Source organism: Neobacillus niacini (genome assembly GCF_048572935.1).
Taxonomy (GTDB): Bacteria; Bacillota; Bacilli; order Bacillales; family Cytobacillaceae; genus Neobacillus; species Neobacillus niacini.
Genome location: NZ_CP183883.1, coordinates 1,660,929 through 1,682,066, shown reverse-complemented (window position 1 = coordinate 1,682,066; position 21,138 = coordinate 1,660,929). Strand labels below are relative to the sequence as shown.

At 40.4% G+C, this 21,138-nt stretch carries 16 protein-coding genes; 2 read left to right on the top strand and 14 right to left on the bottom strand.

The genetic code is table 11. From position 1 onward, the window contains the following. Position 1: 1 nt before the first annotated feature. Both ACN6MT_RS07925 and ACN6MT_RS07920 read right to left on the bottom strand, forming a co-directional pair. Positions 2 to 889, bottom strand: a complete 888-nt coding sequence (locus ACN6MT_RS07925) for a carbohydrate ABC transporter permease (protein WP_419955426.1) — start codon at positions 887 to 889, stop codon at positions 2 to 4. A 15-nt stretch (positions 890 to 904) separates the two neighbouring features. Further along, positions 905 to 1,870: an ABC transporter permease gene (locus ACN6MT_RS07920; protein ID WP_419955425.1), complete on the bottom strand. Its 966-nt coding sequence runs from the start codon at positions 1,868 to 1,870 to the stop codon at positions 905 to 907. 180 nt (positions 1,871 to 2,050) lie between these two features. Here ACN6MT_RS07920 and ACN6MT_RS07915 point away from each other — a divergent pair, with 180 nt between their 5' ends. Then, a complete protein-coding gene (locus tag ACN6MT_RS07915) occupies positions 2,051 to 2,971 on the top strand; it encodes a nuclease-related domain-containing protein (RefSeq protein ID WP_419955424.1) in 921 nt (306 codons plus the stop codon). A gap of 913 nt (positions 2,972 to 3,884) precedes the next feature. On the opposite strand, the gene ACN6MT_RS07910 is transcribed toward ACN6MT_RS07915, so the two are convergent. The 3 genes from ACN6MT_RS07910 to ACN6MT_RS07900 are packed head-to-tail and all read right to left on the bottom strand — an operon-like array spanning position 3,885 to position 8,565. Beyond that, entirely contained in the window at positions 3,885 to 5,195 is a 1,311-nt protein-coding gene (locus tag ACN6MT_RS07910) for an ABC transporter substrate-binding protein (RefSeq protein WP_419955423.1), read from the bottom strand. 27 nt (positions 5,196 to 5,222) lie between these two features. Continuing rightward, positions 5,223 to 6,794, bottom strand: coding sequence for a response regulator (locus ACN6MT_RS07905; RefSeq protein WP_419955422.1), 1,572 nt, complete (start codon positions 6,792 to 6,794; stop codon positions 5,223 to 5,225). Next, complete coding sequence (locus ACN6MT_RS07900) at positions 6,775 to 8,565, bottom strand: sensor histidine kinase (protein WP_419955421.1); 1,791 nt, start codon at positions 8,563 to 8,565, stop codon at positions 6,775 to 6,777. The genes ACN6MT_RS07905 and ACN6MT_RS07900 overlap by 20 nt, the downstream gene beginning before the upstream one ends. Before the next feature lie 203 nt (positions 8,566 to 8,768). Here ACN6MT_RS07900 and ACN6MT_RS07895 point away from each other — a divergent pair, with 203 nt between their 5' ends. Next, entirely contained in the window at positions 8,769 to 9,686 is a 918-nt protein-coding gene (locus ACN6MT_RS07895) for an aldo/keto reductase (protein ID WP_063254194.1), read from the top strand. A gap of 70 nt (positions 9,687 to 9,756) precedes the next feature. Here ACN6MT_RS07895 and ACN6MT_RS07890 read toward each other — a convergent pair whose 3' ends face one another. From ACN6MT_RS07890 to ACN6MT_RS07850, 9 genes are all read right to left on the bottom strand, one after another. Continuing rightward, on the bottom strand, positions 9,757 to 9,912 hold the full coding sequence (locus ACN6MT_RS07890) for a hypothetical protein (RefSeq protein WP_419955420.1): 156 nt from the start codon (positions 9,910 to 9,912) through the stop codon (positions 9,757 to 9,759). 173 nt (positions 9,913 to 10,085) lie between these two features. Continuing rightward, positions 10,086 to 10,553 (bottom strand): hypothetical protein, encoded by a 468-nt coding sequence (locus ACN6MT_RS07885; RefSeq protein ID WP_063254193.1) that lies wholly within the window; start codon positions 10,551 to 10,553, stop codon positions 10,086 to 10,088. A 183-nt stretch (positions 10,554 to 10,736) separates the two neighbouring features. Continuing rightward, positions 10,737 to 12,092 carry a 6-phospho-alpha-glucosidase gene (locus tag ACN6MT_RS07880; RefSeq protein ID WP_419955419.1) on the bottom strand — a complete coding sequence of 452 codons (1,356 nt, stop codon included), beginning with the start codon at positions 12,090 to 12,092 and terminating at the stop codon, positions 10,737 to 10,739. Continuing rightward, the gene (locus ACN6MT_RS07875; protein WP_063254191.1) at positions 12,079 to 13,659 is read right to left on the bottom strand and encodes a PTS transporter subunit EIIC; all 1,581 of its coding nucleotides are present in this window, start codon (positions 13,657 to 13,659) and stop codon (positions 12,079 to 12,081) included. Before ACN6MT_RS07875 ends, ACN6MT_RS07880 begins: the two co-directional genes overlap by 14 nt. 136 nt (positions 13,660 to 13,795) lie before the next feature. Next, positions 13,796 to 14,596: a MurR/RpiR family transcriptional regulator gene (locus ACN6MT_RS07870; RefSeq protein ID WP_419955418.1), complete on the bottom strand. Its 801-nt coding sequence runs from the start codon at positions 14,594 to 14,596 to the stop codon at positions 13,796 to 13,798. Positions 14,597 to 15,054: 458 nt separating this feature from the next. Further along, positions 15,055 to 17,367 (bottom strand): beta-N-acetylglucosaminidase domain-containing protein, encoded by a 2,313-nt coding sequence (locus ACN6MT_RS07865; protein WP_419955417.1) that lies wholly within the window; start codon positions 17,365 to 17,367, stop codon positions 15,055 to 15,057. A 435-nt stretch (positions 17,368 to 17,802) separates the two neighbouring features. Next, positions 17,803 to 18,810: a MupG family TIM beta-alpha barrel fold protein gene (locus ACN6MT_RS07860; protein WP_419955416.1), complete on the bottom strand. Its 1,008-nt coding sequence runs from the start codon at positions 18,808 to 18,810 to the stop codon at positions 17,803 to 17,805. Beyond that, on the bottom strand, positions 18,807 to 20,168 hold the full coding sequence (locus ACN6MT_RS07855; RefSeq protein WP_419955415.1) for a PTS transporter subunit EIIC: 1,362 nt from the start codon (positions 20,166 to 20,168) through the stop codon (positions 18,807 to 18,809). Before ACN6MT_RS07855 ends, ACN6MT_RS07860 begins: the two co-directional genes overlap by 4 nt. Before the next feature lie 100 nt (positions 20,169 to 20,268). After that, positions 20,269 to 21,126 carry a MurR/RpiR family transcriptional regulator gene (locus ACN6MT_RS07850; protein WP_419955414.1) on the bottom strand — a complete coding sequence of 286 codons (858 nt, stop codon included), beginning with the start codon at positions 21,124 to 21,126 and terminating at the stop codon, positions 20,269 to 20,271. Positions 21,127 to 21,138: the final 12 nt, after the last annotated feature.

Below are 21,138 nucleotides of genomic sequence, written 5' to 3'. Positions count from 1 at the left end.
TTTATTTTAATGAACCAACCATTACTCCCTTTTCAAAATACTTTTGGAAGAATGGATACATAATCAATAACGGTAAACTTGCAATCACAATCGAGGAATAACGGATCATTTCTGAAATTCTCATTAGTTCATTCCGAGCCTCTACATCCGCTACCATTCCAGGCTGAACCTCATTTTGAATGAGAATCGAACGTAATACTAATTGCAAGGGATGTAATTCTCGACTGTCAAGGTAAATCATGGCGTCGAAGTAGGCGTTCCATTGTCCAATGAAGGCATATAAAGCTAGAACAAAGATAATCGGTTTCGATAAAGGTAAAATAATTTGAAAGAAAATTTTCAAATCGGAGGCACCATCGATTCGTGCCGCTTCCTTCAACTCATTTGGTACCGCTTTAAAGTAAGTTCTAGCGAGAATAATAAACCAGACATTCACTGCACCTGGCAGGATAATCGCCCAAATCGTATTCAGCATTCCTAAATCACGAATAACAAAATAAGTTGGAATCAAGCCGCCTCCAAAAAACATCGTAAATAAGAAGAAAATCATAAATACTTTTTTACCAACCAAGCCTTCGACAGATAACGTATATCCTGCAAAGAGACAAACCACAACAGTCACAATCGTAAAGGCAGTTGAATATAGAAGTGAGTTGAAAAATCCTCTCACAATGGTGTCATCCGTAAAGAGTCGCTTATAGCCTTCTAATGACCAATCAGAAGCATGTAGCGAAAGCCCTTTTCGTATGATGGCATTCGGTTCTAAGAACGACGACAGGAATACATACATTAGAGGTCCAACTATGACAAGGACAATAATCGTTAGTAAAATATTATTGGTTAGAAGCAGAATTCGGTCGCCCTTTGGATGTTTGATTTGGTTATTCATACTTTTCCTCCTTCCCTAGACGAGACCTTCGCCTTCGTTTAGTTTTTTAACCACTTGGTTGACAACTCCAAGTAAAATCACATTCACAACGGCATTAAATACTCCAACGGCCGTAGCAAACGAGTAATCCCCCGCCAGAAGACCCCGTTTATAAACATAGGTGGCGATAATTTCTGATGACGGTGAATTCATTGGTGTTTGCAGCAGGTACGCTTTTTCAAAGCCAATCCCCATGATTCCGCCAGCAGCCAAGATGAACAATACCGCCATCACAGGCTTAAGCGTTGGAAGGTCAATATGCCAGATTCGTTGCAGGAGTGACGCCCCATCCAGTGTTGCTGCTTCATGAAGCTGCGGGTCAACGTTCGCAAGAGCAGCTACATAAACAATAGAGGCCCATCCTGCTCCCTGCCAAACTCCTGACCAAATGTAAATGGTTCTAAAATAATCCGGATCCGACATGAATGATATCGGCTTATCTAAAAAGGTTGATAACATTGCATTAATAGGCCCTACAGGTGATAGAAAAAGAAAGACCATTCCCGAAACGACAACCACAGATATGAAATGCGGTGCATAAAGGGCTAATTGAACATTCTTTTTCACACTCGATTTTCTCAGCTGATTTAACATCAAAGCCAAAATAATCGGAATCGGAAAACCGATTAATAATTCAAATGAACTCAATTTAATGGTGTTCATCAAGATTTCCATGAAATTTGGTGACGATAGGAAACTTGTAAAATGTTTAAAACCTACCCACTCACTTCCGGTAATCCCCCGGATCGGACTAAAATCCTTAAAGGCTATCGTTGCCCCGTATATGGGGATGTACTTAAAAATAATTGTAAGAATCACCGCAGGAGCAATAAGCAAATAAAGAATGTAATTCTTTTTGATATATTGAAGGTTCCTGCTTAATTTGGTGGGTTTACTTGTTTGAACCGGCATGGCTTGTTCTGCTTTTACTAGTTCTTCCACTTTCTTACCTCCTATCCAGATAATCAGTTGAAAGCACTTTCAACTTGGGTTAAATATAACAAAATGGTTGGAAATAAGAGTTTAATATTTTTGGTTATCACAGTTTAAAATTTTTGGGAGTTTGATATCGCTTTCACTTTATTTTTTCGATATGATGGGATGGTAGAAAGGATGTGGGATATGCCATACAAATCCAGGAGTGAATCATTTGTATTAAAGGTTTTACGAATTTTGAACAAACGAATGAAGTTAGCGGAAGATGATCAGAGGTATTATCTTAACCAAGAAAAAGGATATGAAGGGGAAGTACAGTTTGATGGGTTGACGGAGAAACTACAACGTGAGTGTCATATTTTGAATGATTTGCAGCTTGAGAGTAACAAGTCTAGTTTTCAACTTGATTCTTCCCTTATATTTCAAGAGACCTACTCCCTTTTTGAGGTGAAAAATTTTGAAGGAGAATACATTTATGATGCTGAATATTTTAAAACCATTAGCGGACGAGATATCCAGAACCCGCTTGACCAACTAAAACGAAGTAAGTTAATGCTGAGCAATCTTTTTCAAACGCTAGGAAGTAAGCTTACCATTGAAGCCTACGTCATTTTCATTAACCCCCAGTTTACGTTATATCAAACTCCACCTGACCTGCCTTTTATACTTCCAACCAAACTGGACAGCTTTATGAAGAAATTAGACCAGAAGCCTTCACGATTAACCGACTCCCATAAAACCCTTGCCGACAAACTTATTTCATTGCACCAAACAGTACCGCCCTATACGCAATTACCCTCCTATGAGTATCATCAGCTTAGAAAAGGGATTACCTGCAAAAAATGTCTATCATTCTCTGTTTCTGTTCAAGGAAAGAGAGTGGTATGTCATAGCTGCGGGTGCGAAGAAATGGTTACATCTGCTGTTTTGCGTATGGTTTGGGAATTTAGCTTACTTTTTCCAGAGAGGAAAATTACCACAAATGTAATTCATGAATGGTGCGGAGTACTTATTTCAAAAAAAACCATAAGTAGGACATTGGGCAAGTATTTCATGATTAAAGGTGTTCATCAATGGACTTATTATGAGTGGAAAGCGGATAAATGACGTATTAAAGACTAATCTCTCGCTTTCTTGATGAGATTTGTCCTTTACACCTGTGATGAAAGACTAATCTCTCGCTTTCTTGATGAGTTTTGTCCTTCATGCCTATGATGAAAGACTAATCTCTTACTCTCATGATGAGATTTGTCCTTCATTCGTGTGATGAAAGACTAATCTCTCGTTCTCTTGATGAGATTTGTCCTTCATTCGTGTGATGAAAGACTAATCTATCGCTCTCTTGATGAGATTTGTCCTTCATTCGTTTGATGAAAGACTAATCTCTCGTTCTCTTGATGAGTTTTGTCCTTCATTCGTGTGATGAAAGACTAATCTCTCGCTCTCTTGATGAGATTTGTCCTTCATTCGTGTGATGAAAGACTAATCTCTCGTTCTCTTGATGAGATTTGTCCTTCATTCGTGTGATGAAAGACTAATCTCTCGTTCTCTTGATGAGTTTTGTCCTTCATTCGTGTGATGAAAGACTAATCTCTTGCTCTCTTGATGAGTTTTGTCCTTCATCCACATGATGAAAGACTAATCTCTCACTCTCTTGATGAGTTTTGTCCTTCATCCACATGATGAAAGACTAATCTCTCACTCTCTTGATGAGTTTTGTCCTTCATCCACATGATGAAAGACTAATCTCTTGCTTTCTTGATGTGTTTTGTCCTTCAGTCATATCATGAAAGACTAATCTTCCACTCTCTTGCTGAGTTTTGTCCTTCATCCCCATGATGAAAGACTAATCTCTCACTTTCTTGATGAGTTTTGTCCTTCATCCCTATGATGAAAGACTAATCTCTCGCTCTCTTGATGAGTTTTGTCCTTCATCCCTATGATGAAAGACTAATCTCTCGCTCTCTTGATGAGTTTTGTCCTTCATAATATAAAATCCCCTAGTTCCTAAACTAGAGGATTACTTTTTGATATCTCTTAAACCATTATTAATCTTTTCCGCCGCTTCATTCGCTGCAACCTCCACATCTTTTCCATTCTTACCAACGTCCTCGAACAATTCCTTAACGGCCTGGCTGATAACGGGATAGGCTGGGGTTACCGGCCGGCTTTTCGAGTAATTTTGGTCTTGTTGGATAAAGATATTTTTTGGATATTCATTGAGTTCAGGAAAGTTTTTTGCTACTGAGTATCTCGCAGGTAAATCACCTGAGATGTCGACGAAGATTTTCGAACCCTCATACCCTGTGACGAATTTTACAAATTCCCAAGCTTCCTCCGGATACTTGGTTTTCGATGAAATCCCAAGTGCCCAGCCGCCATTCGGCACAACCTGGTAATCACCCTTCGGAAGCGGAGCAATCCCGAAATCTTCTCCTAAAATAAAACCTGGAGTTTGTGCCAATTCGGATAAAGCCCAAGAACCTAATACCGTCATCCCAAGCTTATCTGTTTCAAAAGGAGTCGGAGGCATTTCAACTGCCGCTACCCCATGCTTACGATATAAGTCTTGATAAAATTGCAAGGCTTCTAATGCTTCTTTCGAATTGATAAACCCCTCTGCGGTTGTTCCATCTGGACTAATGACCTCTGCACCGAACTGCCATAGAAACGGCATTTTAAAATAAGCAGGTCCTTCTCCAACATTGAAGCCTTGAGCAGGGTCAATCCCTATGACACCTGTTGCTGGATTGTTTAATTTTTTTGCGATCTCCAGTACTTCATCCCATGTCATCGGATGGTTCGGATCTCCTGATGGAAAAGGAATTCCCGCCTCCCTGAAAAGATTCATATTGTAAAATAAGGCAATACTTGATTCCACAATGGGGGCAAGGTAAATTTCATTCTTATAAGTTAAACCGTTTAGGACTCCTTCCGGTATATCGTCAATATTCCCTTCTTTTTTCATATAAGAATCTATCGATAAAAGCGAACCAGAATTTGCATAAAGAGCGAGGTTTGGACTATCAATGGCCATAATATCGGGATGGTTACCTGCAGCCAGTTCCGTACGCAGCCTTAATTCGTACTCATTTCCCCAGTGCATCGATTGCATATTAATTTTAATATCGGGGTGCTGTGCTTCAAAAGCTGCGATTACCTCTTCATAGGCTTGATTAAACGCTTGGTTGCCTAGGTTCCGTAAAAAGGTCAGCTCAATTTGCTGGGCTGGTTTCTCTTTATCAGGACTTTCAGTTGAAAGTGGGAAAAAATAGTACAAAGCAAAACCTGCAAAACTAATAAGAAGGATCACCGCTATCCATTTCTTCACCGTATCTGCCCCTCCCTTCCAATTGACCTACCCCTCTATGGAGTTACGAAATTCAACAGGAGTTTGTCCAAAGTGTTTTTTAAAGACCGTACTAAAATAGCCTGAATTTGAAAAACCAACTAAGTTGCTGACATCAATGATTTTCAACTGTTTATCTTTAAGTAATTGTTTGGCCTTGTCCATTCTCAAAGTAACGAGATAATCACTGAAGTTCTGTCCGACATGATGTTTGAAGGTTTCCGATAAATGGGCACTGTTAATGTGAAATAAGCTGGACAAGGTGGTAAGCGATATTTCACTTGCATAATGCTGGTCCAAATAATGGCGGATGCTATCAATTAATTTCTTATTGGAAAAGCGGGCAAGACGAACTTTTTCAATGATTAAAGAGGCTAATTGAATCAAGTCGTCTTTCACTTTATGTTGAGAATAAAGCTTCCAAATGTTTTGTTGGCAATTCCAAATCGTATTTTGAATGTCCTTCGTCTCGACATCATACTTTTTGGCTAATGAACCTAACATAAATAACACCTGGTTGGCCGCAAATGAAAACGACATAACGGAACGACCTTCCAAAACCATCTGTAAATTATCTTTAAAGGCAGTAAAATCGAGATTCTCGATTGAATTCGTTATCCGTTTCTCGAAATCCGGAGAGAAATCAAACAACTCTTCGCTTGCGGCCGATTGATCCATAACCTGTGACTTCGAACCAAGTTGACTTTGGCTCCATGCAAGTAAACTGGATATATAGCCGCTCCGATATTCTGACAAACCATTCACAATCGCACCAATACCAATGACAGTTTCTAATTTTAATAACTTGTTAATGTTAACCTGAATGTGCTGAACAAACTGGTCAGTTGAAGGAGAATTGGACTCGATTAACGTTAAAAATTGAACCATATTAGGATAACTTGGGTCTGTAAACACATAAGCTGTTTTCTGCTGTTGGGCGATTTCCTTACACAACAGCTGGAATGGCAGCCTTAGTTCCTCGAGGCGATTGGAACCATGACTTTCTCTAATTTCCACAGTTATAAACTGTACTTTTTCATTTTCATTTGCCAGTTCTTCTAACTGAAGCTGCTGCAGCCTTTCCGTCACAATCGGAAGCTGCAATACTTCTTCTTTTGCTAAATGAAGAATAAATTGTTCCTGCAATTCTTGTAAATGAGAATGAACAAGGCGGCTCATTTGCGCGATTTCAGCTTGTTTTCTTTTCTCATCCGTTACTTCTTTCCGTATCTTTCTCAATGCTTCTACTAATTCATCAGGGGCCACAGGTTTCAGTAGGTAGTCTTTAACGCCTTGCTGCAGTGAATTCCGCACATAATCAAAATCGGAATAACCTGATAAAACGATGACTTTTACATGAGAGAACTCTTGGTGACAGCGTTTTGCCAACTCTACCCCATCCATAATAGGCATTCTCATATCCGTAATTACTACATCAATTGCTTTGGTTTTGAGGATTTCAAGAGCCTCTTTCCCATTTGAAGCCTCTTCTACAAGTTGAAATCCCTCTTCTTCCCAGTCCACTTTTAAGCGTAAACCTTTTCGGATTTGAATTTCATCGTCAACGATTAACACCTTCATCCTGTCTATCCCCCCTTTTTATATCAATCAGTAGTGTAATCTTAGTGCCTTCATTTTTTTTAGATTCAATGCGATAGGAAAAGTCATTTCCATACGTAAGCTTCAATCGTCCAAGTACGTTTCTTAGACCAATGCTGTTCCCTTTACTTTCCAACGCCACCATCGTTTCATCCGTTTCCTGTAAGGTTGAAATCATCTCTTCTGACATCCCTATGCCTTTGTCTTCTACGGATATGTTGATCTGGCTTCCAACCTTTTCAGTTTTAATAAAAATATCTGCAAACGTCTTTTCGCTGAAACTATATTTCACCGCATTCTCCACGAGTGGCTGCAAAATAAACTTAATGACAGGAAGCATTTCTGTATCAGGGTCTACATCCATATGAATGTCAATCATATCCTCATATCTCAACTTTAAGATGTTCGTGTAACTTTTGATATAGTTTAATTCTTCACGTAAAGAAACAATATTGCTTTTTGTATTTAAGGAATATCTCAACATCTTCCCTAAATATACGCTAACATTCATGACCTCTTTATTTTTCTCTTGAAGTGCTAAACTGCCTATAATTTCAAGCGTATTATTTAAAAAGTGAGGATTAATCTGTAGTAATAAGGCTTTATATTCCGCATCCTTCCGACGTAAATTAGCTTCATATTCTGTTTCAATTAAGGTCTGTAATCTGTCAATCGTATGATTGGTAACATCAATAAGGTAATCAACTTCATTATTTTGAGATTTGCTGTCTGGCAGCAACCGCTTGGCCCCTGAAAAATCTCCCCGTTCGATGAATCTCATCGCTTTTGCGAGTTTTCCTAAAGGGCTTGTAATCGTGTTAGACATAAAATACGAAGCGATAATCGTTATGATAAAAAGGATGGCGCTTGTTAGCAAAAGGCTCTGCTGCAAATGATTGACCCTTGCGAATAATTCGGACTCCGTCACTTCACTAACTAAGATCCAATCACCAACTGACAGCTTTTGAAAGAAAACTAAATATCTTTCATTCTGATAAGCAGCCTCAATGAGTCCTTCCTGGTCATTGCTAGCAGTAATTTGCTTCAAACTTTGCTGCAGAATTGAACTGGGTGTCTTAATCTTTCCTGACAAAACGTTTTCCCCGTTTTCATTTAACAAATAGGTATGCTCATTTTGTCCGTTATTTATTTTATTTAGTGCGGTTTCAAGTAAAACCGAAGGGAAATTCACCTTTATGACCCCTGAGGATATCATCGTATTGGTATCAATAAGGGGGAGAATATAGCTATTGATCTTCTTTTGTTGCATTTCGTGACTTTGTTGAAATGGATCAAAATGTGATTTTACATAGTCCTGGTTATTTTGGGTATAATCTTGATACCATTCCGTTTCATGAAGGGTTGAATGATTTCCCCAAGACCCTGTTCCATCATCAAGCAGCACGGAAATGGACATGGCATTAGAATTATTAATCATAATGGAGGATAGATCCTGTCTGAGCTGATTCAACGATGAATCAATTTCATCCTTCTCTGCACCCTGTCTATTTAACCTCAGCCATTCTTGTGTGGTTTGATCAACTAGGACTTGTTTGCCCAAATCTTCTGCCTGGGTAGTGATGGAATCAACATATAGTGAAAACTGATCCATCATTTCAATGGTCAATTCTTGTGTCTGCTCGCGGATTTCAGTTGTAAAAAAGCTAGGAATAATGATTGATAGAATGACAAATGGAATCGTCAGCAAACATGTAAAAATAAACAGAAATCGGTTTCGTAATGAAAAAAGCATGATTTCCTCCCTTCCAAACGAAGTCAAGTAAACCCTTTCAATAATGAAATAATAGGAATAATCCATTATAGCACTTAAATAATGCTAGACTCTAGTACGTGAAAAATAGCAATCATTTGTAATTTTTGATACTGACCAGCAGATGTGTCAAAATAGGAAGTGGTGAATCGCAGTAAAAATTTCCCTTAATGGAGGTTACGATGATGAGAACAATTAAACTAGGAACTAGTTCATTAGAAGTGCCTGTAGTAGCCGTCGGCTGTATGCGCATGAAATCATTAGAAACGAAGGAAGCTGAAACCTTTATTCAAACAGCTCTAGAACAAGGAGCAAATTTCTTCGACCATGCTGATATATACGGAGATGGAAAATCTGAGGAGATCTTCGCAGAAGCAATCCAAATGAATGCGGATATTCGTGAGAAAATCATCCTGCAATCTAAATGCGGTATTCGCAAGGGAATGTTTGATTTTTCAAAGGAACATATTTTACATTCCGTCGATGGCATTTTGAAACGCCTGAATACAGAATACCTGGATACATTGCTCCTGCACCGTCCGGATGCATTAATGGAGCCTGAGGAAGTGGCAGAGGCTTTTGATATCCTTGAGCGTTCTGGAAAAGTACGCCACTTTGGAGTTTCCAACCAAAACCCAATGCAAATTCAGCTGCTGCAGAAATATGTGAAACAGCCGATTGTTGCAAACCAGCTGCAATTGAGCATCACGAACGCCAACATGATTTCAAATGGAATCAATGTAAACATGGTGAATGAATCAGCGATCAGCCGTGATGGCAGTGTGCTAGATTTTTGCAGACTGAACGACATTACCATCCAGCCGTGGTCACCTTTCCAATACGGTTTCTTTGAGGGTGTGTTCCTTGGCAATGAAAAGTTTCCGGAATTAAATCAGAAAATCGATGAAATTGCTGCAAAGTATGAAGTGAGCAATACCACCATCGCGATTGCGTGGCTGCTGCGCCATCCAGCCAAAATGCAGCCGGTTATTGGTACAATGAACGTGGACAGGTTGAAGGAATGTTGTAAAGCAAGCGAAATCGATCTAACACGCGAAGAATGGTACGAAATCTACCGTGCCGCTGGAAACATCCTGCCATAGGATAAAGCAAAGGAGTGCCGAATTAGGGCACTCCTTCTATTATGTGGTGTGCTGACGATAGGGTTTAACCCTATTCATCATCAACCTCGCCATCACCAATTTCATCCTCTTCCTCTACATCCTCAAGCTTTTCCCCTTCTTCAGGCGGCTCATCCCTTCCACAACCCGTTATACTGAAAAGAGAAAAGCCTAAAAGCAACATCATCAATAACCGTTTCATCTTCATTCCAATCAAACCTCCTTTTCTCCTTAGCCTTTCCAGATTAACCAGCAATATGACAAATTTAAAAGCAGTTTGGTGCCCAATTTGGTGCCTGTCACCACCCGTGGACAGTGTCCACGAGTGGTGACAGGCACCATTTATACATCACTGTATATTTTTTTCTTCTATGCTTTATACTATTCTTCTCCTTCTATTTCTTCTGTTTCCTCTGTTTCGCCGCCTGCGGTTTCTTCTTCTGGTTCTGCTTCTTCTTGCGCTTTTTCTGCTTTTATTCTTATGATTTCTTCTTCTAGTTGTTGGAAGGCGTTTAATCGATAGTTGGCGCAGGCCAGCAGGTCATCTATTATTTGAAGGAATTTTTCATAAGGAACTCCATGTTTGCTGCATCCAGTGATCAATTTGAAGAGGTCTTTTTCAAATAAATGATAGCGTTCTTTAAATGTTTTTGGATCCATGGTTAAGAAATACTCATCATCGACAACGAATTCGTTAAAGACCTTTTTGGTTAACCGCTTTTTTGTTACTTCTATTTCCTGTTTGTCCTGGTCATTGTCGTAATGAGCTTCATCCTCATACTCGGAACAAAGTGTATTATAGATCTTCTCAAGCAGCTCGGTTGGATTTAAATAGTTCAACTCTTCCACAAAAATCACTCCTACCTATATAGTTGCCCAAAAAAGGAAATTTCCGACATGTAGATTTATTTTCATATGCCTATTGTTACGTTATTCTTGATGCCCTCTGTTTACGGGCACAATCTACAACCTCCCAGCAAAAAAAGCACAAAAAAGCACGCAGTTAAACTGCGTGCACCTCTTCCAAATCGGTTATACCAATACGCCTTCCTGATACTTTTTAGTAAGCGTTGGCCAGTATTCTTTATTAGCCTCAATTAAATCATCTAAAATTTGCTTTGCGACAATCGCAGATGGAATGGTCTTATTAAGCGTGAATGCCTGTAATGCTTTCTCATAAGAACCTTCTGTAATCGCCTCGACTAAGATTTTCTCAGAAGCCAACTGAGTATCAATCATCGCTTTATGGAAATATGGAATTTCTCCAACATATTCAGGTACAGGACCTTTGCTTGTAATTAACGCAGGAACTTCAATCATCGCGTCCGCTGGCAGATTAGGAATGGTACCATTGTTCTCTACCATTACTAAATAGCGTTTTGCTAGATTTTGAGCGATAGAAACAGTTACATCGACGATAAAGATTCCATGAACACCAACGTGGAACGCGTCATCTAAAATACCTGTTTCTTCAAACTTTCGAACCGTTTCAAATAAAGACTGCTCACGGCCATCCATAACTTCATTTGCACGAGTATATTCTTTATTAGAATTCTCAACAATGTAGTCTGGCAGTAAATAATATTGCAAGTACGGATTTGGAATATAATCCGGGAAGAAATCCATAATTGGCTTAATATTTTTAAACGTTTTAATCCAAGAAGCATCTGCATGACGATAGTCAATTTTCGAAATATCTTCTGTTAATAGACCCCACTTACTGATGTGTTCACGTAATTCCGGAAGACGGTCAACACCATCCACCTCAACCTTTGTGAACCAGCCGAAGTGATTTAAGCCAAAGTAGTCAACTACGAGGTCTTCACGATTAACGCCAAGGATTCCCGCCATGTTACGCATCGTTGCGACCGGCATATCACAAATATTAATCACTTTTGCATTTGGACGAAGCTTACGGACACCTTCAGCTACAATGGAAGCAGGGTTTGAATAGTTTACAATCCAGCAAGATTCTTTTGCATATTTTTCAACGAAATCAATCAATTCAACCATTGGAAAAATCGTTCTTAATCCGTACGCAAGACCGCCAGGCCCGCATGTTTCTTGTCCTACTACACCATGAGATAACGGAATTTTTTCATCAAGCTCTCTCATCGCATATTTACCAACACGCATTTGTGCAAACACAAAGTCTACATCGTCAAACGCTTTTTCAGGATCGGTAGTATCCATTACTTTAATCGAATCTGTATATTCAGCAATAACTGCTTTCGCTGCTACCACTACCTTTGATTGACGTTCTCCATCAATATCGTAAAATCTGATTTCCGATAACGGTAAATCTTCTAATCTATCCATTAAGCTTCTTACAATACCAGGTGTATACGTGCTTCCGCCGCCTGCAATCGCTAATTTATATGTTTTCATAGTTAAGTCCTCCTAATTTTTGATCGACTTGGTCTCGAACAGACTTCACATTCAATCCATAAACTACTTGAACATTGTTTCCTGACTTGATAACACCCTTAGACCCTGTTTCCTTTAGCAGCTGCTCATTTACTGCATTTGGATCTTTCAAAACAAGACGTAAACGGGTATAACAGTTATCAACATTTTCAATATTTTCACTTCCGCCAAGTGCTGTGACAATCGTTTCTCCAAGTGGAGAAGCATTTTTTCCTGCAACTGCGCTTACTTTCGCATCAGCTGGTGCTGTTTCTGCAGCTGCCTCTACTCCGTCTTCACGTCCAGGAGTTTTAAGGTTCATTTTTAAAATTAACGTTCTGAAAACCACAAAGTAAACAGCAAACATAATCAATCCTACTAAAATAAACATTGGCCAGTTTGACTTCGTTGTTCCTAATGGAAGGTTATACAGTAAAAAGTCAATCACACCATTGGCACCAATCGCATGGACACCAAAGATGTTCAATAACATCATCCCTGTTCCTGCTAACACAGCATGTGTAAAGAACAGAATTGGTGCAGTGAATAGAAATGCAAACTCAAGTGGCTCCGTGACACCCAGTAAGAAAGAAGTAAACGCCGCTGGTAAAAGAATCGCTTTTGCCATTGTCTTATTCTTTTTATCCGCTGTTACGTACATTGCTAAAGCGGCACCCATTAAACCAAACATTTTCGCTAAGCCGCGGGCATCCCAGTTTACCGTGCTGCTTAAAACAGCCACACTTGGATCAGCCATTTCGGCAAAGTAAATGTTTCTTGCTCCGTAAACCACTTCACCCGCAACATTCGCTGTACCGCCAAGTTCTGTATATAAGAACGGTGTATATACGAGGTGATGAAGTCCAGTTGGAATCAGGATTCGCTCTAAGAAACCATAAATTAAGAAACCAACATCGCCTAAGCTTCTAATTCCTGTTGCTAAAGCGGTAATACCATTTTGCACAAACGGCCAAAACTCTGCTGCCAATGCCCCTAAAATCATTGCACTTGGAATCGCGAGAATCGCTACAAAGCGATGACCAGAATAGATTTGCATAACGCCTTTAAACTCGGTATCACAATATTTATTGTGCAGTACGCCGACGAGCGCACCGATTAAGATTCCTGCAAAAACTCCCATTTCTAACACTTGGACATTTAATACGGTTGCCTGTCCTGAAAGCTGCATAGCTTCTGGTGCTACTAAGCGCTCAGAAAGCTTTAAAACCTGGTGCATAGCATTGATAAAAATAACAAAAGTAACAAGTCCTGTTAAGGCTGCATAGCCTTTATCCTTCTTCGCTAATCCGATTGGAATTCCAACCGCAAAAACCAATGCAAGGTTCTGTAATATTGAAACAGCTGAAGAGGAGATAAACTTTCCGACATTTTGAACAGCCGGATTTTCAAGGAATGGAATGTATTGTGCTAAGTTCCCATTTCCAAATACATTTCCAAAAGCAATGAAGAGACCGATAATCGGTAATATTAATATTGGTGCAAACAAAGATTTTCCAAATAATTGGAGACCATTTATCACTTGTTTCATTTGCAGCCTTCCTTTCTTTTATGGGTAAACGCTATCATTTACATTTCACAGTATAGCTTGGATTTTACGGTCCAGGAAGGGGATAAGGCGATTCTGTAGCATGTTAACAAATATCGTAACATGTTACACACAAGGGCTAATATTCCTTCATAATCCCTCTTTTAACCGCCAATATAAGAATAATATCAATTAACATAAACATGTTGGATTCAAACGAGGTAACCTGAAACTCCCGCTGTGACTCGATGGTAGGATCAAGCACGGAGAAAACAATATCGGCCATCTGTGCGGTAGTACTCTTACTATTGCCTGTAAAAAGGACAGTTTTTAATCCTTTATCTTTTGCGATTTGAACCTTTTCAATTACTTTACTGGTTTCACCTGAACGCGAAAAGATAATCAACAGATTATACTTTTGAATATTATTGAAAAAAATCGCTCTGCTGTCGCTAGTCGACGCATTCGAAACATAATAGCCAAATAACTCGAGTTTTTTGGCAAGATAGTTGGAGAATAGAGTAGAAAATCCGGCACCATAGAAATAAACCATCTTATTATGTTCGATTTCATATAAGAAATCTTCTATGTCCTTTTCGTCGATGGAGTGAAAAGTGCGCTTAAAGTTTTGACTAAATTCTTCAAGTGCTTCCTCGAAGGGTCCGTGAATGCCAGGTACAGACCGCTTTTCTGAGTCGGCCGTTTTCATTACTTTTAAGCCTAAGTTATAAATAAATTCACTATATCCGCTAAAACCGAGCTTTTTACAAACCCGAATAATCGAAGTCGTCGAAACAAAAAGGTCATCAGCCGCTTTGCGGATGCTTGGCTGTTGGTTATCGAATTTCTTTTGAATTAAATAGGACAGAATATCCTTTTCTGATTGATTCAAGTCCTTATCGTGTATGTAATCTAAAAAAACCTTCTCTGACTGTTCCATTTTTCAACCTCAACCCTTTATTATTTCTTCTTAGTATAACTCCTAGATTTTATCTCATTACAATGCCATCGTCACACGAAAAAAAGAATCCTAATCGGATTATGGATTAGGATTCGATGGATTATGATACTTTATTTGCTAGGATTGTTGTGAATGGTAAGATCGTGCCAATCATTATATTTATGTATAGTAAGTATTTTCACATTGTTTCCTTGCGCATTGATTCTTCGGTATTATCCACATACTTTTTGCCAAAACGATTGTCCCTTTTTACCTTCTAGCTAGTAATAAATGCTTTAGTAGTAAGCCCCCATCCATTTATTATACAAGAATAGGTTGCATCAATAGCCAAATATCCATTTAGGCCTCCAAACAAACAGCGTTGTTGTAAACGAAAAAACCCAACTAGTGAATTAAGCTAGTTGGGCTTTTTCGCGTATTTAGAGATGTTCCTTCTCTTAATTTTGTGTTTCAAAAACGCTGATTTCGTACAATGAGTAACCCCAGCCGCCAGCTCGTTTAATGCCCTGCATTTTAACATATCTGGCGTCCGTTGCAGGGAACTGAATTTCGTCGATTCCTCCGTTGCTGTTTAGCTCTGTGTAAACATCTGTCCACTGGCTGCCGTCCGTTGATACTTGAATTTTATATTGTTTTCCATAAGCCGCTTCCCAGTTTAATTTCACTTTATCAATGGAATACACCTGCCCTAAGTCAACAGTAATCCACTGATTATCGGTGTACAAGGAGGCCCATCTGGTATTATTGTTGCCGTCTACAGCAAGGTTCGGTGTCAGCCAGTCGACTTCACTCGAAGATGCAGTAGCCTGTTTTCCTTCCGCTAAATTCTTTCCGTTAAGCGCCCTGTCTAGGAACGTCGGGACCACACCGATACTTAATTTCTGAGGGATTTTGTCCATCGCTGTTATCGATTGCTGCAGGGCCAATCTTGCTGTAGCAGCCTCTGCCTCTTTCCCGCTCTGTTGAGCCAGCACCATGTTAACGGCTGCTTCACCACTTTGTCCAATTAGCTCCAGTTTGTTTAAATAACCAGCGACCTCTTTCAAGAAGTTCGGATTATTGACCTGATCGCGCAGCTGGCTAGGAGCCTCCTTCAACTTGTTGAATTCACTTAACAAAGCAGTGCCAGCCTCGGAAACTCCCTGACTGTCCCCCGCTTCCTCTGAGGACCAAAATTCCTGAATCAACGGCTTTAATCTTTCTGAAATCGGCTCCTGGTTGCTATTGAGACTCGTAGCATACGAGGCTTCCACTAGAAGATTTAAAGGTTCATAAGCCGCTGGAGCAAATTCCATCAGGCTCCGCTTTAACGAGTCTGCTGGATCATAGGCTTCAGGATTCCACGTATAATCAGCAACTGTAAACAATGGAATTTTCGAAGCCTCGGCCTCATTCATCGGGTTGGCCGTTAAGCCTATCACTCCATGTTCTGGTGTTAAATCCGAATCCCGACCGGTCAGCGGCGCAAGGAACAAGCGGTTTCGGTCAAAATCATTGACCGGGTAGTTATCCCAGACTAGCAAATCGTGTTTAAAAATTCCATGGATTTTATCGGCGTCCTCCGAGGTAATCGTAGGAGCAACGACACCAATTCCTGTCCATTGTACAATGATGTCAGGCTGAACCAAATCCGCAAATCGTTCTCGGTAAGGAGTAGTGCCCGCCTGATAATAATCGGTCGGCACCGTGATCAAACGCTCTGCCCCTTCGTGTTTTTGAATAAATTCTTCATTGAACCGATTTAATAGATATGCCTGTGCCGCTGCTGGCGGGTTTCGATCGCTGCCAAACATCGCCCTGTCTTCTGGTGAACGGAGGCTAGGATCAATATCATCGAGGAATAAAGCAAACGATCTTACACCGATATCCCACATTGCTTGTGCCTTATCCATTAAAGCCTGTAGGTCACCCTCATTGGAATATGTAATGGTATTCCCGGGAGAAATCGCAAAGGTAAAATCGACATGGTTATCGTGAGCTGTCTGGACGAGTTGTGCAATCTCCGCTAACTTCTCCGCCGGATACGGCTCTTTCCATTTTTCGCGGTGGTACGGGTCATCCTTCGGGGCATAAATATAGCTATTCATCTTATGCTCGCCGTAAAATTCTAACTGACGCAAGCGGTCTTCATGGGACCACGGCGCACCATAAAAACCTTCAATCGAGCCTCTGATCGGCATTGTTGGCCAGTCCTTAATTTCCACCTCAGGAATCCAGTCATTTCCTTTCCGCTCGACAATAATTTGTTTGAACGTTTGTGTACCATAATAGGTACCTTCCTCATCATGACCGGAGATAACAATATGTTTCTTATCCTCAGTCCCGTACTTGGAAGCAACAATATACCCTTCCTTTTTCGTCATCTCTAAGTCCTCGAGACCCGTGTGCTCCTGGATGATTTTTTGTTCATCAGGCTTAGTGAACTCCCCTAGCCAAATGATGACAGGTGCCTGGAGTTTAAAGTCTTTCATACCACTTTCCACAATGTTAGTTACACCCGCTTCTTTTAGGGCTTGCTTCAATTCATTAATCGCAGCAGAATCGGTTCCTTCTTCTGTCACCAATGCGACTTTTGGGTTCAAAGGAAATCCATTATTTGTTTGTTCTAACGATTTCGGGATGGGCGATACCGTCAATTCATAGCTTTTACTACCCTGCGCTTTCCCGATATGTTGACTATCAAACGGAACCAATAACCCAGATACTATACAAGCTGAAACAACGGCCTTTATCGCTTTACTTTTTGCCAACGTAACCACCTCTTCTATTATCATTTTAAACAATCAGGGACGAACCTCAGGTTCCAAGATGATCAGGCTCTCAAGGATTCAGAAGCCTACCCATAGCCTTGACACAGAAAAAGGCAGGACACCACGCAGCAACGGGAAAACCCCATTACCATGTGCCGCCCTGCCTGATCAAGTCAGTAACATGCGATTTAGATATTCGTTCCTATAATGGATATTATATCCAATACGTCAATTGGTTCATAGAGTCTAAAAACCTATCTTTGAAATCGTTTTCAAAAATTAAGGTAGGACATTTTTCATATTGTTCGAAATGGTAAAGAATGAGGGCGAAGTCAAAAAACCTGAGTCCGGTGGAATACCGAACTCAGGTCTTTTAAGTTGAATAAAAGTATTTATCTAACTTTATTGGGTCAGTTCAAAATGAAGCAGTTCCCTTTATACATGGATGAATTTTATCTTTTGTCCAGGTTTGAGGTAGGACAGAAGCACGATATCTTCCTCAACAACTCTTCCCACCACATTCACCCGATCATCAGCAGGCAGGTCACAAAGTGTAATTTGAACCTCACCGCGGTATCGTCCATAGAGGTCGTTATCTCTTGTTATACTTCCAACAATACGTTCAGAAGTATTTTCGGGCGCGATAGGATCTACACTTCTTGTATCCATCAACCGTAAAACATCACGGGCAAAATCTGGACGGAGCTTAAACTCTCCTTCTTGAAAACCTTCAATTCGTACAGCTACATGATTATTTTCATGAAAGTCTATTAGCCTTTTAAGAAGAGACGCGCTAACCTCTGGATCACCGATATAGATATCTTCTACTCCAAAGTGAGCTAATTCTAGTGCCGCCAAAAACGGATCCATTTCGCGATGCTCTTCTAGTGTAGGAAGTCCTTCAAATAACGGAGCGCGTTTTTCCCCATCACCTGGAATATAGGCACTTACCGGAATTCCATACTTCCCAAAAAGTTCATTTTGCTTCTGAAAAAACCAGTCGGATAATCCTGTCTCAATCCTCGGATAGAAATTATGCCATGCCAAAAGCTGATCCGCTTTTAGACCTCCATCAAGCAGTGCACGAATATCATCCTCAAATAAAATGCTGGCATTCAGAGCTAACTTAAATTCAGCAGCCAGCTTCAAAATCAACTTGTTCTCAAAAAAGTCATCCAATCTAAGTCCGCTGACCCCAAGTGATTTTAACGCAAACAAGCTATCTAAACCTAAGTGTCCAGGTGTTTTTAATGATACATCTGCATACACTTCTATCCCCGCGTCCTTGGCACACTGAAGTAGTGTCATAGCACGACCTGCTAAATCACCAGATTCTTCCGGAATGTGAAGCGAGGTAAACGCCCGCTTCACATTCATTTTTCCAGCCATTGCAATACGTTCTTCTGCTAAAGGATCATTTAAATAGAAGGAAATGCCGATCAATCAAATTCACCAGCCATCTCATCTTTGAAACCGAATAAATACGTGAACAAGAATCCTGCTGCATAGGCAATTAATACCCCTACTAAATAAAGGAGAACTTGGCCAGTAACAACTAGGAACGCAAGTGGTAAACCAGATACCCCAATTGCAACCGTTGCGATACCAAACGCTGCTTGGAACGCCCCGCCGACACCAGCACCTAAACATGCTGTTAAGAACGGACGACCTAAAGGAAGGGTTACACCGAAAATTAATGGCTCGCCGATACCAAGAATACCTGCTGGCAGACCGCCGCCAATCGCTCTTTTTAAGCGAGTTTTCTTTGTTTTTACGTAGATGGCAAAAGCAGCACCTACTTGCCCTGCTCCACCCATAGCTAAGATTGGAAGAAGCGGGTCATCACCGATTGTGTTAATTAACTCTAAGTGGATCGGTGTTAAACCTTGGTGTAAACCAGTTACAACCAGTGGAAGGAACGTTGCACCTAGAACGAAGCCGGCAACCACACCGCCCATATCAAGCAAGGATGTTAACCCTTTTGTGATAATATCTGAAACAAATCCACCAAGCGGCATAAAAACAAGATAAGTAACAATACCAGTAACCAATAAAGCCACAGTTGGTGTAACGAATAGATCAAGACTTGTTGGAACAAACTTACGCACTCGTTTTTCGACTAAAGCGATAAAGATAGCAGCAAACAGAACTCCTATTAAACCACCGCGTCCAGGAAGTAAATCTTCGCCAAACAAATGAATACCTGCTACAGCTGGGTTGATAATTAAGATACCTGCAATCGCACCAAGTGCTGGTGAACCGCCAAATTCTTTTGCTGCATTGGTACCAACTAAAATTCCGAGATAACCAAATAATCCGCCGCCAATGACTGAAAGAATCGTTGCAAGCTGAGAATCGCCTGCTAACCATCCAGCTTGGATAATCGCTTTTGTGATCCCTGTAATTAATCCTGACGCAACAAGTGCTGGGATTAATGGAATGAAAATTCCTGCGATTTTACGTAGAAACATTTTAAACGGTGTTGCATTCTTCTTGTTAATTTCAGCTTTTGTGCTCGCTGCCTTCTCCTTTAAATTGATACCGCCATCCGCGTCTATCAACTTACCAAACTCTTCTGTTACTTTATTTACTTTTCCAGGTCCAAGAATGATTTGAAGGGTTTCTTCCTCTACTACTCCCATAACTCCGTCTATCTTCTTAAGCGCTGCCTTATTGACAATAGACTCATCCTTCGGTGTAACGCGAAGTCTTGTCATACAATGTGTATAGTTGCCAATGTTCGAAGAGCCGCCTAATTGTTCAAGGATCTTTTCAGCTAATATTTTGTTTTCTCCAGCCATGAATTTCCCCTACTCTCTGTTGTATTTTTATCTTTGAAACGTGAATCTATTTCCCCATTCGTTCAAGGTGTAAATAGTGTTCACATCACCCCCCGTAAGGTTAGTTCCCTTCTTTGATAAAACGAATTGCTTCTCTTGTTTGGTCAATGGCTTGAATCGTTTGCTCATACTGAACCGTTGCCATGGATAAAAACAAAATATCCATCATGTATAGCTGAGCAAGACGTGACGATGTTGCGGCACTTCGGAAAGCTGCTTCTCCAGAATAAGAGGTAAACAGTTTAATATCTGCTAAAGATGCAACCGAAGACTGTCCATATTTTGTTAGACTAATCGTCTTCACACCGCGCTCTTTCGCCAGCGCCATCACTTTCACCACCTCAGCGGTTTCACCAGAATGAGAAATAGCAAACACCACATCATCCATACTCGCATTCGCAATCAATGTCGCAACAAGATGCGTATCCGTAAAAGCGGTTGCATTTTTTTGAATCCTCAAGAACTTCTGCTGCGCGTCCTTGGCAATAATATTAGAAGCGCCAATTCCGAAAAAATGGACATTCTGAGCAGGGAGGAGCGTTTGAACCGCCCGCTCCAATTCCTCATAATTGATAATTTCCTCAGAATCGCGGATGCTTTGAATACTATTGCTGGTTGTCTTTTGAACGATAGAATAATACGATTCACCTGGTTCAATGTCACGATACCCTTGTTCTGCTACAGGCTTCACTAAATCTCCCGCAATTCTTACCTTTAAATCTTGAAAACCATTTAATCCAAGTGACTTGCATAAGCGAATGACTGCAGCACCACTGGTTTTTGCCTGGGTTCCGATATCATTAACGGTACTGTTTAAGATACTTCTTGGATTTTCAAGAATGTATTGTGCAATTTTTCGCTCGGAAGCCGGAAGCTGATCCAGCATATTTTGAAGCATTTTTAATCCGCCTGCTGCCACACTCATACCACC

What these genes read in the sequence shown, in the direction of transcription:
- ACN6MT_RS07925 (WP_419955426.1), bottom strand. Translation starts at nt 889, where the DNA reads ATGAATAACCAAATCAAACATCCAAAGGGCGACCGAATTCTGCTTCTA.
- ACN6MT_RS07915 (WP_419955424.1), top strand. Translation starts at nt 2,051, where the DNA reads ATGCCATACAAATCCAGGAGTGAATCATTTGTATTAAAGGTTTTACGA.
- ACN6MT_RS07905 (WP_419955422.1), bottom strand. Translation starts at nt 6,794, where the DNA reads ATGAAGGTGTTAATCGTTGACGATGAAATTCAAATCCGAAAAGGTTTA.
- ACN6MT_RS07900 (WP_419955421.1), bottom strand. Translation starts at nt 8,565, where the DNA reads ATGCTTTTTTCATTACGAAACCGATTTCTGTTTATTTTTACATGTTTG.
- ACN6MT_RS07895 (WP_063254194.1), top strand. Translation starts at nt 8,769, where the DNA reads ATGAGAACAATTAAACTAGGAACTAGTTCATTAGAAGTGCCTGTAGTA.
- ACN6MT_RS07890 (WP_419955420.1), bottom strand. Translation starts at nt 9,912, where the DNA reads ATGAAGATGAAACGGTTATTGATGATGTTGCTTTTAGGCTTTTCTCTT.
- ACN6MT_RS07880 (WP_419955419.1), bottom strand. Translation starts at nt 12,092, where the DNA reads ATGAAAACATATAAATTAGCGATTGCAGGCGGCGGAAGCACGTATACA.
- ACN6MT_RS07875 (WP_063254191.1), bottom strand. Translation starts at nt 13,659, where the DNA reads ATGAAACAAGTGATAAATGGTCTCCAATTATTTGGAAAATCTTTGTTT.
- ACN6MT_RS07870 (WP_419955418.1), bottom strand. Translation starts at nt 14,596, where the DNA reads ATGGAACAGTCAGAGAAGGTTTTTTTAGATTACATACACGATAAGGAC.
- ACN6MT_RS07855 (WP_419955415.1), bottom strand. Translation starts at nt 20,168, where the DNA reads ATGGCTGGAGAAAACAAAATATTAGCTGAAAAGATCCTTGAACAATTA.